The organism is Pseudomonas sp. MPB26 (assembly GCF_046605355.1).
Taxonomy (GTDB): Bacteria; Pseudomonadota; Gammaproteobacteria; order Pseudomonadales; family Pseudomonadaceae; genus Aquipseudomonas; species Aquipseudomonas cedrina.
Window position 1 is genome coordinate 558879 of record NZ_CP176793.1, and the last position, 13994, is coordinate 572872.

Annotated in this window: 14 protein-coding genes; all 14 read right to left on the reverse strand. The window is 59.7% G+C overall.

Annotated elements, in window-relative coordinates; translation table 11 throughout:
• Positions 1-105 precede the first annotated feature (105 nt).
• Positions 106-738, reverse strand: coding sequence for a ribonuclease HII (rnhB, locus tag ACLH0H_RS02655; protein WP_411380864.1), 633 nt, complete (start codon positions 736-738; stop codon positions 106-108).
• The gene (lpxB, locus tag ACLH0H_RS02660; RefSeq protein WP_411380865.1) at positions 735-1874 is read right to left on the reverse strand and encodes a lipid-A-disaccharide synthase; all 1140 of its coding nucleotides are present in this window, start codon (positions 1872-1874) and stop codon (positions 735-737) included. The genes rnhB and lpxB overlap by 4 nt, the downstream gene beginning before the upstream one ends.
• Positions 1875-1876: 2 nt before the next feature.
• Positions 1877-2653: an acyl-ACP--UDP-N-acetylglucosamine O-acyltransferase gene (gene lpxA / locus ACLH0H_RS02665; RefSeq protein ID WP_411380866.1), complete on the reverse strand. Its 777-nt coding sequence runs from the start codon at positions 2651-2653 to the stop codon at positions 1877-1879.
• Positions 2650-3090 (reverse strand): 3-hydroxyacyl-ACP dehydratase FabZ, encoded by a 441-nt coding sequence (gene fabZ, locus ACLH0H_RS02670; RefSeq protein ID WP_003172281.1) that lies wholly within the window; start codon positions 3088-3090, stop codon positions 2650-2652. The genes lpxA and fabZ overlap by 4 nt, the downstream gene beginning before the upstream one ends.
• Positions 3091-3201: 111 nt before the next feature.
• Positions 3202-4257, reverse strand: coding sequence for a UDP-3-O-(3-hydroxymyristoyl)glucosamine N-acyltransferase (gene lpxD / locus ACLH0H_RS02675; protein ID WP_411380867.1), 1056 nt, complete (start codon positions 4255-4257; stop codon positions 3202-3204).
• A 3-nt stretch (positions 4258-4260) separates the two neighbouring features.
• Positions 4261-4764 carry an OmpH family outer membrane protein gene (locus ACLH0H_RS02680; protein WP_033902788.1) on the reverse strand — a complete coding sequence of 168 codons (504 nt, stop codon included), beginning with the start codon at positions 4762-4764 and terminating at the stop codon, positions 4261-4263.
• A 45-nt stretch (positions 4765-4809) separates the two neighbouring features.
• Complete coding sequence (gene bamA, locus ACLH0H_RS02685) at positions 4810-7197, reverse strand: outer membrane protein assembly factor BamA (RefSeq protein ID WP_411380868.1); 2388 nt, start codon at positions 7195-7197, stop codon at positions 4810-4812.
• Between the two features lie 74 nt (positions 7198-7271).
• Complete coding sequence (gene rseP, locus ACLH0H_RS02690; RefSeq protein ID WP_411380869.1) at positions 7272-8624, reverse strand: sigma E protease regulator RseP; 1353 nt, start codon at positions 8622-8624, stop codon at positions 7272-7274.
• Positions 8625-8678: 54 nt separating this feature from the next.
• On the reverse strand, positions 8679-9869 hold the full coding sequence (gene ispC / locus ACLH0H_RS02695) for a 1-deoxy-D-xylulose-5-phosphate reductoisomerase (protein WP_411380870.1): 1191 nt from the start codon (positions 9867-9869) through the stop codon (positions 8679-8681).
• Positions 9866-10672: a phosphatidate cytidylyltransferase gene (locus ACLH0H_RS02700; protein ID WP_411380871.1), complete on the reverse strand. Its 807-nt coding sequence runs from the start codon at positions 10670-10672 to the stop codon at positions 9866-9868. The genes ispC and ACLH0H_RS02700 overlap by 4 nt, the downstream gene beginning before the upstream one ends.
• Positions 10673-11428 carry a polyprenyl diphosphate synthase gene (uppS, locus tag ACLH0H_RS02705; protein ID WP_016974405.1) on the reverse strand — a complete coding sequence of 252 codons (756 nt, stop codon included), beginning with the start codon at positions 11426-11428 and terminating at the stop codon, positions 10673-10675.
• 17 nt (positions 11429-11445) lie between these two features.
• Positions 11446-12003, reverse strand: a complete 558-nt coding sequence (gene frr, locus ACLH0H_RS02710; RefSeq protein WP_049709667.1) for a ribosome recycling factor — start codon at positions 12001-12003, stop codon at positions 11446-11448.
• Positions 12000-12743 (reverse strand): UMP kinase, encoded by a 744-nt coding sequence (gene pyrH / locus ACLH0H_RS02715; RefSeq protein WP_003172271.1) that lies wholly within the window; start codon positions 12741-12743, stop codon positions 12000-12002. The genes frr and pyrH overlap by 4 nt, the downstream gene beginning before the upstream one ends.
• A gap of 209 nt (positions 12744-12952) precedes the next feature.
• Positions 12953-13816 (reverse strand): translation elongation factor Ts, encoded by an 864-nt coding sequence (tsf, locus tag ACLH0H_RS02720; RefSeq protein WP_024073825.1) that lies wholly within the window; start codon positions 13814-13816, stop codon positions 12953-12955.
• Positions 13817-13994: the final 178 nt, after the last annotated feature.

Genomic DNA, 13994 nt, shown 5'->3' on the forward strand with positions numbered 1-13994 from the left:
ATGATCCTGTGCTTATACGTGGAGACAACTGGGTGAAGACAACTGTTTTTGAAGACAGCAAGGCCCGGATTGTACCGGGCCCTGGCAAAAACATCAGCCTTGCGGCTATACCTCGATGAGGCTCTCGCGCAGCTCGTAAGCCTGGCGCACCGGGGCGAAGGAGCGGCGATGGATCGGCGTCGGTCCGAGACGAGCCAGCGCTTCCAGATGAACGGGCGTCGGGTAGCCTTTATGACCACCGATGCCGTAGCCGGGGTAGATCAGTTCAAACGCTGCCATTTCACGGTCGCGACTGACCTTGGCCAGGATCGACGCCGCAGCGATGGCAGGTACCTTGCCGTCGCCCTGAATGACCGCCTCGGCCGGCATCGACAGTTTTGGACAGCGGTTGCCGTCGATCTTCGCCAGCTTGGGGGTGATGTGCAGGCCTTCCACCGCGCGCTGCATGGCAAGCATGGTGGCGTGGAGAATGTTCAGCTCATCGATCTCTTCGACCTCGGCACGGGCGATATGCCAGCTCAGGGCCTTCTCACAAATTTCGTCGTATAGCTTTTCGCGGCGCGCTTCGGTGAGTTTCTTCGAGTCGTTGAGACCCAGGATCGGGCGGTTCGGATCGAGGATCACCGCCGCCGTGACGACGGCGCCGCACAAAGGCCCGCGACCGACCTCGTCAACACCGGCCACCAACTCGTGGGCTTCGGCGACCAGACTGAAATCCAGGCCCATTTGCTTCATCATAAAGCTTCCTGTTTTTTGCCGATCAAGGTCAATACGGCGTCCGCCGCCTGATTCGACGCATCCCGGCGCAAGGTGCGGTGAATGTCGTCAAAACCGCGGGTCTGTTCTTCACCGCCGTCAATCAAGGGTAGTAGGGTTTTCGCGAGGGCCTCGGGTGTTGCATCGTCCTGCAACAACTCCGGCACCAACAGGCGCTGGGCCAGCAAGTTTGGCAAGGAAATATAAGGGCTTTTGACCATGCGCTTGAGGATCCAGAAGGTCAATGGCGCCAGACGGTACGCCACGACCATCGGGCGCTTGTACAGCAAGGCCTCCAGAGTGGCCGTACCTGAAGCGATCAGCACCGCATCACAGGCCGCCAGGGCCAGGTGCGATTGGCCGTCGAGCAAGGTCAATGGCAGGTTGCGGCCTTCAAGCAGCGTTTCGATCTGTGCACGACGTTGCGGACTCGCGCAGGGCAGTACGAAGCGGACGCCTGGCTTCAAGGCTTGCAGGCGCTCGGCAGCGTCAAAGAATACCGAGGCAAGGCGCCCGACTTCGCCACCACGACTGCCGGGCATCAGCGCGACCAGCGGGCCGGCGGGCAAGCCAAGTTCGGCGCGCGCCGCGGCGCGGTCAGCCTCCAATGGAATGGTGTCGGCCAGGGTATGCCCGACAAACCGTACCGGCACGCCCTTTTCTTCGTAGAACCTGGCTTCGAATGGCAGCAGGGTCAGCATCAAGTCGCAGCCTTCGCGGATCTTGAGCACGCGTTTCTGCCGCCACGCCCACACGGACGGGCTGACGTAGTGCACGGTCTTGATCCCGGCCTGACGCAACTTGAGTTCGATAGTGAGGGTGAAGTCCGGCGCGTCGATCCCGATAAACACGTCGGGCTTTTCTTCGATCAGGGTCTGGATTAGCAACTTGCGCCGCGCCAGCAGCTCGCGCAGACGGCCCAGCACCTCCACCAGTCCCATGACCGACAAACGCTCCATGGGGAAATAGGAAACGAGCCCTTCGGCCTGCATCAGCGGGCCGCCGACACCCATGAACTCCACCGCTGGATGCTGGGCCTTGAGGGCCCGCATAAGACCTGCGCCCAGAATGTCACCGGAAGCTTCTCCGGCCACCAGCGCGATACGCAGATTAGCCATGATCAGCGGGTGATGCCGCGAGTCGACGCCTGGATCGAGTCACGGAACACCGCAACTTCCGGGAACGCCGCTGCCGGCTCGGCCAGTTGGAGCAACGCCTGGTCCACGGTGAGCCCCTGGCGGTAAACCACCTTGTAGGCGCGGCGCAACGCATGGATGGCCTCTTCGCTGAACCCGCGACGGCGCATGCCCTCGAAGTTCATGCTGCGGGCCTCGGCCGGGTTGCCGAATACCGTGACGAACGCCGGAACGTCCTTGCCGATGGCGGTGCCCATGCCGGAAAAGCTGTGGGCGCCGATATGGCAGTACTGATGCACCAGGGTGAACCCCGACAAGATTGCCCAGTCATCAACGTGCACATGGCCCGCCAGTGCAGTGTTGTTGACCAGGATGCAATGGTTGCCGATCACGCTGTCGTGGCCGATGTGCGCATAGGCCATCACCAGGTTGTGATCACCCAGGGTGGTCTCGGCCCGATCCTGCACGGTGCCACGGTGAATGGTCACCCCTTCACGGATGATGTTGTGATCACCCATTACCAGGCGCGTTTCTTCACCCTTGTACTTCATGTCCGGGGTGTCTTCGCCTACCGAGGAGAACTGGTAGATGCGATTGTGTTTGCCAATGCGGGTCGGACCTTTGAGGATCACGTGCGGCCCGATGACAGTCCCCTCGCCGATTTCCACACCTGCGCCGATGATCGACCAGGGGCCGACCTCAACGTCGGCGGCCAGTACGGCCGACGGATCGATGATTGCGCGAGGGTCAATCAAACTCATAGTTTGCGTTCCGCGCAGATGATCTCGGCGGAGCACACTGGCTTGCCGTCCACCGAGGCCTGGCATTCGAACTTCCAGATCTGGCGCTTGCAGCTGATGAACTTGGCTTCCAGGATCAGTTGGTCGCCCGGGGTCACCGGGTTGCGGAAACGCAGCTTGTCGGAGCCCACGAAATAGTAGAGCGTGCCATCGGCAGGCTTGAGGTCGAGCATCTTAAAACCAAGGATGCCGGCAGCCTGGGCCATCGCCTCGATGATCAGCACGCCCGGCATGATGGGATGCGCGGGAAAGTGACCATTGAAGAAAGGTTCGTTGATGCTGACATTCTTGTAGGCACGAATGCGCTTTTCCTCGACGTTGAGGTCCACTACGCGATCCACCAGCAGGAACGGATAACGGTGAGGCAGGTATTCGCGAATCTCGTTGATGTCCATCATTTCGGGGGGAAGCCTGTAATAAAGATTGGGGGCGGGCGAACTAAACGCACGCCCCGCTAGCAAATCAAGGAGGCAGTCTAGCGGCTGTGCACACTTGATATGGAAATGGTATCAGCCTTCTGATGAAGCATTACCGCCAGGGGTCACGTCCCCAACACGCTTTTCCAGCTGTTTGAGACGTCGCGCCATGTCGTCGAGCTGCCTCAACCGCGCTGCACTCTTGCGCCATTCAGCCGCAGGCTGCATGGCGGTACCGGAAGAATAGGCCCCGGGTTCGGTAATCGAGTGGGTAACCATGGTCATGCCAGTGATGAAGACGTTGTCGCAAATATCGATATGCCCTACCAGCCCTACGCCACCGGCGAGCATGCAATGCTTGCCGATCCGGGTGCTGCCGGAGATCCCCACACAGGCGGCCATGGCGGTGTGATCGCCAATCTGCACGTTATGGGCGATCTGGATCTGGTTATCGAGCTTCACGCCGTTGCCGATCACAGTATCGGCCAGGGCCCCCCGATCGACAGCCGTGTTCACCCCAATCTCCACGTCGTCGCCGATCACTACGCCGCCGACCTGGGCAATTTTGTTCCAGATGCCCTTGGCGTTGGCAAAGCCAAAGCCTTCGCCACCAATCACGGCACCCGATTGGATGACCACACGCTCACCGATACGCACATCGTGGTACAGGGTGACGCGCGGTGCGAGCCAACCGTTGGCGCCGATTTCACAGCGCGCACCGATAAAACAATGGGCACCGACCGTGACACCCGCCGCAATGCGTGCGCCACCCTCGATCACCGCAAAGGCACCGACGCTGGCCGCTGGGTCAACCTGGGCATCATCGGCAATCACCGCAGACGGGTGAATACCGGGGGCGGCCTTGGGCTTTGGATCGAACAGGTGCGACACCCGCGCATAAGCCAGGTACGGGTCGTCCACCACCAGCGCCTCCCCGGCAAACCCCTCGGCGTCAGCGGCTTTGAGTAACACGGCTGCGGCTTGGCTGTCGACCAGGTATTTACGGTATTGAGGGTTTGCGAGGAAGCTCAACTGAGCTGGGCCAGCCTCCTGCAAGGTGGCTAGCCCAGTGATTTCTTTCTCCGGGGAGCCACGCAAGGTAGCCCCCAGGAACTCGGCCAACTCGCCGAGCTTGATAGTCGCGGTCATGGCTTACTTCAGCTGGTTCATGCGCTCGATCACCTGACGGGTGATGTCGTATTGAGGCTTGACGTCGATCACAGCGCCACGCTCGAACACCAGGTCAAAGGCACCCTTCTTGATGACTTCTTCCACGGCGCTGTCGAGTTTGGGCTTCAGCTGTTTCAGCATTTCACGGTCGGCAACAGCTTTGGCTTCGTTCAGCTCCTTGGACTGGAACTGGTAGTCACGGGCCTTTTGCTTGAACTCAAGCTCCAGACGCTCGCGCTCGCCTTGCTGCATCTTGTCGCCACCAGCGACCAGACGATCCTGGATGCCCTTGGCGCTGCTTTCCAGCGTCTTGAGCTTGGTCAGTTGCGGACCAAATTTTTTCTCGGCATCCACGGCATAACGCTTGGCCGCATCGGACTCCAGCAGCGCCATCTGATAGTTCAGCACGGCGATTTTCATTTCGGCGAAGGCCGGGGTCGCTACCAGCACGGTTGCCAGCAGAACCAATTGAGTCAACTTACGCACGATGTACTCCTACAGAATCCGTTGTCGTTATCTTGGGTCAGACGCTTAGAACGTCTGGCCGAGGGAGAATTGGAAAATCTGGGTTTCAGCGTTATCCGGCTTCTTGATCGGCATGGCCAGAGCAAAGCTCAATGGGCCAAGCGCGGTCACCCAGGTCACACCCACACCCACGGAGCTCGCGAGGTTGCTGAGGCTCACGTCGTTGCACTTGGTGTTGGACTTCACGCCGCTCGGGTTGGTGATCTGGTCGCATTTGGAGTCGAACACGTTACCCACATCCCAGAAAACCGAGGTCCGCAGGGAACGTTGGTCCTTCACGAATGGAAGCGGGAACAGGATTTCCGCACCACCTTGGATCAGAACGTTACCACCGAATGGCAGCGGGTCATTATCCGAGTCAAGATTTGTACCCTGGTTACCGGTTACACCAGCGCCACGGCTAGGCGTACCGCGCGGCCCCAAGGTGCTGTCCTTGAAACCACGTACGGAGTTGAAGCCACCCGCGTAGTAGTTCTCGTAGAACGGCAGACCACTGGTGGAGCCGTAACCGTCTCCATAGCCCAGCTCAGTGTGCAGACGCATGGTGTAGTTGTCGCTCAACGGCGTGAACAACTGGCCACGGTAGTCGAGCTTGAAGAACGACAGGTCGCTGCCCGGCGTGGTGGTTTCCAGGGTCAGGCTCTGGGAATGACCACGGGTCGCCAATACACCTTTGTTCAGGGTCGACTCGGACCAGCCGGCAGACGCCTTGAAGTTGAGGAACTTGTCACCTTCACGACGGGTGAAGTCAAAGATTTCGTCCACGGTGTAGACGCCGGTCTTGATCTCATCCTGTTGCGCAGTGAGGCCGAAGGTCAGGCGCGAGGTCTCACTGATCGGGTAACCCACGTTGACACCGGCACCCAGACTGTCGATTGCATAGCTTGCAACGTCAACGTCGAGGTCTTTGTAGTCGGTGGTGCGGTAGAAGGCGTTGTAGCCCAGGCTCACACCGTCGGCCGTCCAGTAGGGGTCGGTATAGCCGAAGTTGTATCGGCTCTGGTATTCGCTTCGGGTCAGGCCGATGGACACTCGGTTACCGGTACCCAGGAAGTTGTTCTGGGTGATCGAACCACCGAGGATCAGGCCGGCGCTCTGTGCGAAGCCGACGCTGGCGGTGATCGAACCGGATGCCTGCTCTTCCACGGCGTAGTTCACGTCGACCTGGTCATCCACACCCGGTACGGCCGGGGTTTCTACGTTGACTTCCTTGAAGAAGCCCAGGCGCTCAAGACGGGTCTTGGACTGGTCGATCAGGTAGGTCGAGGCCCAGCCACCTTCCATCTGGCGCATTTCCCGACGCAGCACTTCGTCCGAAGACTTGGTGTTGCCGCGGAAGTTGATGCGGTTAACGTAGGCACGCTTACCTGGATCGACCACGAATGTGATGTCCACCGTGTGGTCGTCATCGTGCGGGGTCGGAACGCCATTGACGTTGGCGAAGGTATAACCTTCGTTACCCAGGCGGCGTGTAATGAGTTCGGAAGTGGTGGTCATCAGCTTGCGCGAGAACACCTGGTCCTTCTGCACCAGCAACAGCGCCTTGACCTGGTCTTCAGGTACTTTCAAGTCGCCGCTGAGCTTGACGTCACGAACCTTGTACTTTTCGCCTTCGTTGACATTGACCGTAATGTAGACGTGCTTTTTGTCCGGGGTAATGGACACCTGGGTCGAAGCGATATCCATGTTGATATAGCCACGATCCAGGTAGTAGGAACGCAGGCGCTCAAGGTCACCGGAGAGTTTTTCACGGGCGTACTTATCATCGTTCTTGAAGAACGACAGCCAGTTGGTGGTCTTGAGCTCGAACAGGTCGATCAGGTCATCGTCGGCGAACTTGGTATTGCCCACCACGTTGATGTGCTGGATGGCCGCCACGGTGCCTTCGTTAATGTTGACCTTGAGGCCGACGCGGTTGCGCGGCTGCGGCACCACTTCGGTTTCCACGGTCGCGGAATAGCGGCCCTGGGCAACGTACTGGCGCTGCAGCTCGTTACGCACACCTTCGAGGGTGGCGCGCTGGAAGATCTCGCCCTCGGCCAGGCCGGATTGCTTCAGGCCTTTCATCAGGTCTTCAGTGGAGATCGCCTTGTTGCCTTCGATCTCGATACTGGCGACCGAAGGTCGCTCAACGACGGTGATGACCAGGACGTTGCCTTCGCGACCCAGTTGGATGTCTTGAAAGAAACCGGTTTTGAACAGCGCACGAGTGGATTCCACCAGGCGACGGTCATCAGCCTGTTCACCGACGTTCAACGGTAAGGCACCAAAGACGCTACCCGCGGAAACCCGCTGGAGGCCGTTGACGCGAATATCGGAGATGGTGAAGGACTCGGCGTGAACTTCGGCGATCATCAATACGGTGAGAACCGCAGTTAGCAGCAGACGTTTCATGAAGTCCTTTCTTATTCCAACTGGCAATAAACAAACTGCCGCAAAATGCGGCAGATTCGCAATTCAGCGAAGCGTTACAGTCGACCCAGATCGTTGACCAGGGCTAATAACATCACCCCGACCACCAAACTGATACCGATCTGTATCCCCCAACCCTGCACCCGATCCGACAAGGGACGACCACGCGCCCACTCGACCAGATAAAACAACAGATGCCCCCCATCCAATACTGGAATGGGCAACAAATTCAGAACACCCAGGCTGATACTCAGATAAGCCAGGAAATTCAGGAAATCCGCGACACCCGACTGGGCAGAAGCGCCCGCCACTTTAGCAATGGTTATCGGTCCACTCAAGTTTTTTACCGAGAGCTCGCCGAACAACATTTTCTTGAGGGAGTCGAGGGTCAGCACACTCATGGTCCAGGTGCGTTTTGCACCCTCGCCAATCGCCGCCAACGGCCCGTAACTGACCTCACGCACCATCGATGGCGGCCAATCGACTGCTTTGACCCCGGCACCGAGGTAACCCCCGGCCGCCTTGGCCTCCCCACGCACCGACAGGGTCACGGGGACGTCGATTTGAGCACCGTCGCGCTCAACTTTCAGCACAATTTTAGTATCAGGACGTACACGAACCAGGTCGACCACCTGCTGCCAGTCACCCAGCGCCTGGCCATCGAGGGCCAGCAGGCGATCGCCGGTCTTGAGGCCTGCTGCCCGGGCCGGACCTTTCGGATCCAGCTCGGCCAGCACCGGCGGCAAGGCCGGACGCCATGGACGTATGCCCAGGGACTTGATCGGATCAGGCTCGTCAGCACCCTTGAGCCACTGATCGAGCGCCAGCTCCCGCGGGGTTTCGGTGGTGGAATCCTGCTCGCGCACCACAACATTGACCGTGCCGCTTTCGCCGAGACGACGCACCAGCTGCAAATTGACCGCGCCCCAGCCCGTGGTGGGTTCGCCATCAATGGATACAATTTCCTGCCCGGCTACCAAACCGGCCTTGGCGGCAATACTGTCCGGCTCGACCGCGCCGATGACCGGACGTACCTGCTCGCTGCCCAGCATGGCCAAGATCCAGAAAAACACCATCGCCAACAGGAAGTTGGCAATCGGGCCGGCGGCGACAATGGCAATACGCTGACGAACGGTCTTGCGATTGAAGGACTGGTCCAACTGGTCGGCCGGCACTTCGCCTTCGCGCTCATCGAGCATCTTGACGTAGCCGCCCAACGGAATGGCGGCAATCACGAACTCGGTGCCACGGCGGTCATGCCAGCGCAACAGCGGCATGCCGAAACCGACTGAAAAGCGCAATACCTTGACGCCGCACCGACGCGCCACCCAGAAGTGGCCGAATTCGTGGAAGGTAACCAGCACGCCCAGAGCAACCAGGGTGCCGACAATCATGTAAAGCGCACTCATCTAATTTCTCCGCATTCCAATCCAGTGCCTGACGACTGAAAACCCGCCTGCAAACTAACGCGCATTGCGGCTCAGCCATTGCCCCGCCAGGGCTCGGGCCTTGGTGTCGACTTCGAATACCGTGCCCAGATCATCCACTGGCACGACAGGTTCGAGCGCCAGAACGTCCTCGATGATACTCGCGATCTGCGGAAAGCGGATGCGCCGCTCAAGAAACGCCGCCACCGCCACTTCGTTGGCCGCATTGAGCATCGCCGGCGCACTGTTACCCGCTTGCGCAGCTTGCCGCGCCAAGCGCAAACAAGGGAAGCGCTGTTCGTCCGGCGCTTCGAAGTCCAGACGGGCCACCGCAAACAGGTCCAGGGGCGCCACGCCGGAGTCGATCCGCTCCGGCCAGGCCAACGCATTGGCAATCGGCGTGCGCATATCGGGGTTGCCCAACTGCGCCAGGACCGAACCGTCCACGTAGTCGACCAGGGAATGAATCACACTCTGCGGGTGAATCACCACTTCGATCTGCTCCGCACGTGCATCGAACAACCAGCACGCCTCGATCAGCTCCAATCCCTTGTTCATCATGCTGGCCGAGTCGACCGAAATCTTGCGACCCATGGACCAGTTCGGGTGGGCGCACGCCTGGTCGGGCGACACATGCTCAAGCTCCGCCGGTGGGGTTTGCCGAAACGGCCCGCCGGAGGCGGTCAGCAGGATCCGACGCACGCCAACCTGGCTCAAACCACGAGCATAGTCACCGGGCATGCACTGGAAGATTGCGTTGTGCTCGCTATCGAGGGGCAGCAGCACGGCGCCGCTTTTACGCACCGCCTGCATGAAAAGCGCGCCGGACATGACCAGCGCCTCTTTGTTGGCCAACAGAATCTTCTTGCCCGCATCGACGGCGGCCAGGGTCGGGCGCAAGCCCGCAGCTCCCACGATAGCGGCGACCACGGTATCCACTTCGGCAGCGGCCGACACCTGGCACAGCCCCTCCTCCCCTACCAAGACTTGAGTAGCCAGCCCGGCAGCCCGCAGATCGTCCTGCAACCCCCGGGCCGCAGCGGCCTCAGGTACTACGGCGAAGCGCGGCGCGTGTCGAACGCACAACGCCAGCAACTCGCTCAAACGACTGAAACCGGTGATGGCGAAGACTTGATAGCGATCAGGATGACGAGCAATCACGTCCAGGGTGCTGAGCCCCACCGAGCCGGTTGCACCCAGCACGGTCACCTGTTGCAGGCGGCTCACGAAGCCGTCATCCACAACAGCACGGCGAAGATCGGGATCGCGGCCGTCAGGCTATCGATACGGTCCAGCACGCCGCCATGGCCCGGCAACAGGTTGCTGCTGTCCTTGACCCCGGCCTGACGCTTGAACATGCTTTCGGTGAGGTCACCCACTACGGAGATGAACACGACGATGGCGGTGGCCAGCAGCGCCAGGAAGATCTCCTTCACCGACCAACCACGCACAACGCCGACCACCAACGCGATCACCAGCGTCAATGCCAGGCCGCCGTACACGCCCTCCCAGCTCTTGCCCGGGCTGACCGCGGGTGCCAGCTTGCGCTTGCCGAACGCCCGGCCCGAGAAGTACGCACCGATGTCGGCGCCCCAGACCAGCACCATGACCGCCAGGATCAGCCAGTTACCCATCGGATAACGCTTGATCTCCACCAGCCCTTGCCACGCCGGCAGCAGGATCAATAGCCCGATCACTAGCTTGCAGGCCACACTGGACCACTTGCCGCTGGTGCGCGGATAGGTCAATACCAGGAATGTCGCCAGCGCCCACCACAGGACTGCCGCCCCCAACACCCACGGCGCAATGTCCGGCAGGATATACAAGAGAAACGCCAGCGCCGCCACGACCGCGGCATACACCACGCGCGGCAATTGGGCACTGAACCCTGCCAGGCGCGCCCACTCCCAGGCACCCAAGGTGACTACCAAGCCGATAAACAGCGCAAAGCCGGACCCTTCGAGCAGGAAAAACCCACACAAGGCGATCGGCAACAGGATCAGTGCTGTGATGATTCGTTGTTTAAGCATTTAAACCCGGGCTCCAGCTTCGATCTGCTCACTCGTTTTACCGAAGCGACGCTGACGGGAAGCGAAATCGGCCAATGCGTTACGCATGGCATCGTGTTTGAAGTCCGGCCAGAACAGGTCGGAGAAGTACAGCTCAGTGTAGGCCAGTTGCCACAACAGGAAGTTGCTGATGCGGTGCTCGCCACCGGTACGGATGCACAAGTCCGGCAGCGGCAGGTCGCCGGTGACCAGGCAGGTTTGCAACAGTTCGGGCGTGATGTCGTCCGGTCGCAGATGACCGGCTTGCACTTCACGGGCCAGCCGCTGTGCGGCCTGGGCGATATCCCACTGGCCACCGTAATTGGCTGCGATCTGCAGCACAAAACGATTGGCACCGGCAGTAATCGCCTCGGCTTCACGCATGGCGGCCTGCAGTTCCGGATGGAAGCGCGAGCGGTCGCCAATGATGCGCAGGCTGATGTTGTTGTCGTTGAGGCGCTTGGCCTCACGACGCAAGGCCTTGAAGAACAGGTCCATCAAGGCACTGACTTCTTCGGCCGGCCGTTGCCAGTTTTCACTGGAGAAGGCGAACAAGGTCAACACTTCGACCTTGGCCTCGGCACATACCTCGATCACAGCCCGTACCGCATCGACACCCGCTTTATGCCCGGCGACGCCCGGCATGAAGCGTTTCTTCGCCCAGCGATTATTCCCATCCATGATGATCGCGACATGGCGCGGCACCACGGAGGGTACAGTCTGCTTGGTCTTTTCCATGAAGGCGTCCTGACCCCTTATACGGCCATCAGGTCCTTTTCTTTTTCTTCCGTGGCCTTGGTGATCTGGGCCTCGGCGTCCTTGGTCAGCTTGTCGATATCAGCAACGGCGCGACGCTCTTCGTCTTCGCTGATTTCCTTGTCCTTGACCAGCTTCTTCAGGTCACCCAGCGCATCGCGACGGATATTGCGCACGGCAACGCGCGCATCTTCGGCTGCACTGCGGGCCTGCTTGGTGAAGCCCTTGCGGGTTTCTTCGGTCAGCGCCGGCATGGAGATCAGCAGCAACTCGCCCAGGTTGGTCGGGTTGAGGTTCAGCCCGGCACTCTGGATGGCCTTGTCGACGGCGCCGAGCATGTTGCGCTCGAAGGCCACGACCTGCAGGGTGCGCGAGTCTTTTACGGTGATGTTGGCCACTTGGGTGATGGAGGTATCTGCGCCGTAGTACGGCACCATCACGCTACCCAGGATGCTGGGGTGAGCCTTGCCTGTACGAATCTGACCAAATGCATGGTTCAGGGAGTCCAGGGATTTCTGCATACGCTCTTGAGCGTCTTTCTTGATTTCGTTGATCATTGTTGGCCTTCCTCGATCAGAGTCCCTTCTGCGCCGCCGTGTACGATATTCAGCAGGGCGCCGGGCTTGTTCATGTTAAATACGCGCAACGGCATCTTGTGGTCGCGGCACAGGCAGATAGCCGTCAGGTCCATCACGCCCAGCTTGCGATCCAGTACTTCATCGTAGGTCAGATGATCGAACTTCTCGGCATGCGGGTCTTTGAACGGATCTGCGGTGTATACGCCATCCACCTTGGTCGCCTTGAGCACCACATCGGCGTCGATTTCGATCGCGCGCAGGCACGCCGCCGAATCGGTGGTAAAGAACGGGTTCCCCGTGCCGGCGGCGAAGATCACCACTTCCTTGGCGTTCAGGTGGCGCATGGCTTTGCGGCGGTCATAGTGATCGGTCACGCCGACCATGGAAATAGCCGACATCACGATAGCCGAGATATTGGCACGCTCCAGGGCGTCGCGCATGGCCAGGGCGTTCATCACAGTGGCCAGCATGCCCATGTGGTCGCCGGTAACCCGATCCATGCCGGCCGCACTCAGTGCCGCGCCACGGAACAGGTTGCCGCCGCCGATCACCAGGCCGACCTGTACGCCGATGCCGACCAGCTGGCCGACTTCCAGCGCCATGCGGTCCAGTACCTTGGGATCGATCCCGAACTCTTCCGAGCCCATCAGGGCCTCGCCGCTAAGCTTGAGTAGAATGCGTTTATAGCGAGCCTGATAACCACTGCCCTGCTGAGCCATTGCGAATCTCTCCTGCGGCGTATTTTAAAAAATTCATGGCGAGCCGTTTACGGCTTGCGTTCACTCCAGCAGACGCTGCTACAGCGCCATCGGAACACGGCTTTGTAAGCCAGTTCCGAGGGGAAGCCAATCAAAATCGGCCCTCCCATTTGAAAAGAGGCTGCGCGCGTGAGCGGGCAGCCTCTTTCGGGCGACAGTTGGAAACTGTCTTATTGCTTGGCGGCAGCCAGCTGGGCGGCAACTTCTTCAGCGAAGTTGTCGACCGGCTTCTCGATGCCTTCGCCTACCTTGAAGTAAGTGAAGGAAACGATTTCAGCACCGGCTTTCTTGGCCAGTTCGCCGACCTTGATTTCAGGGTTCTTGACGAACGCCTGCTCAACCAGGCTCGCTTCAGCCAGGAACTTGCTGATACGGCCCTTGATCATGTTTTCAACGATGTTCTCTGGCTTGCCGGCGATCTTGTCGGCGTTCAGGCTCAGGAACACAGCTTTTTCACGTTCGATTGCGTCAGCGGACACTTCCGACGGCAGCAGGAACTCAGGGTTGCTGGCCGCTACGTGCATAGCGATGTCTTTGGCCAGCTCAACGGTGCCGCCCTTCAGAACAACCGCTACACCGATCTTGTTGCCGTGCAGGTAACCGCCAACTACGTCACCTTCAACGCGAACCAGGCGACGGATGTTGACGTTTTCGCCAACCTTGCCAACCAGTACCAGGCGATCCGCTTCCTGAGCTTCGATCAGCGGAGCGGCGTCAGTCAGTTTGTCGGCAAACGCTTTTTCAACGCTGGCGGCAACAAATGCCTTGAAGTCGTCCTGCAGAGCCAGGAAGTCGGTCTGGGAGTTCACTTCCAGCAGAACGGCGGATTTGCCGTCTTCTTTCAGAGCGATAGCGCCTTCAGCCGCCACGTTGCCTGCTTTCTTGGCAGCCTTGATGGCGCCGGAAGCACGCATGTCGTCGATGGCTTTTTCGATGTCGCCGCCGGCCTTGGTCAAGGCCTTTTTGCAATCCATCATGCCTTCGCCGGTACGCTCACGCAGTTCTTTGACCAACGCTGCAGTAATCTCTGCCATTTCAAAATCCTCTTGGATAGGTTTTCAACCATTCCACCCGATCAAACGGGCGATCAATTCTTCCCGAATCACCCTTGTAGGCCGCTGCACGTTACAGATGATGTAGCTGCGCTGCCGACAAATGGTTTTCGAGGTGGCAAAAAGGGGGCCAAGCCCCCTTTTTGCTTACTGAGTCAAC

What these genes read in the sequence shown, in the direction of transcription:
- rnhB (WP_411380864.1), bottom strand. Translation starts at nt 738, where the DNA reads ATGATGAAGCAAATGGGCCTGGATTTCAGTCTGGTCGCCGAAGCCCAC.
- lpxB (WP_411380865.1), bottom strand. Translation starts at nt 1,874, where the DNA reads ATGGCTAATCTGCGTATCGCGCTGGTGGCCGGAGAAGCTTCCGGTGAC.
- lpxA (WP_411380866.1), bottom strand. Translation starts at nt 2,653, where the DNA reads ATGAGTTTGATTGACCCTCGCGCAATCATCGATCCGTCGGCCGTACTG.
- fabZ (WP_003172281.1), bottom strand. Translation starts at nt 3,090, where the DNA reads ATGATGGACATCAACGAGATTCGCGAATACCTGCCTCACCGTTATCCG.
- lpxD (WP_411380867.1), bottom strand. Translation starts at nt 4,257, where the DNA reads ATGACCGCGACTATCAAGCTCGGCGAGTTGGCCGAGTTCCTGGGGGCT.
- bamA (WP_411380868.1), bottom strand. Translation starts at nt 7,197, where the DNA reads ATGAAACGTCTGCTGCTAACTGCGGTTCTCACCGTATTGATGATCGCC.
- rseP (WP_411380869.1), bottom strand. Translation starts at nt 8,624, where the DNA reads ATGAGTGCGCTTTACATGATTGTCGGCACCCTGGTTGCTCTGGGCGTG.
- ACLH0H_RS02700 (WP_411380871.1), bottom strand. Translation starts at nt 10,672, where the DNA reads ATGCTTAAACAACGAATCATCACAGCACTGATCCTGTTGCCGATCGCC.
- uppS (WP_016974405.1), bottom strand. Translation starts at nt 11,428, where the DNA reads ATGGAAAAGACCAAGCAGACTGTACCCTCCGTGGTGCCGCGCCATGTC.
- frr (WP_049709667.1), bottom strand. Translation starts at nt 12,003, where the DNA reads ATGATCAACGAAATCAAGAAAGACGCTCAAGAGCGTATGCAGAAATCC.
- pyrH (WP_003172271.1), bottom strand. Translation starts at nt 12,743, where the DNA reads ATGGCTCAGCAGGGCAGTGGTTATCAGGCTCGCTATAAACGCATTCTA.
- tsf (WP_024073825.1), bottom strand. Translation starts at nt 13,816, where the DNA reads ATGGCAGAGATTACTGCAGCGTTGGTCAAAGAACTGCGTGAGCGTACC.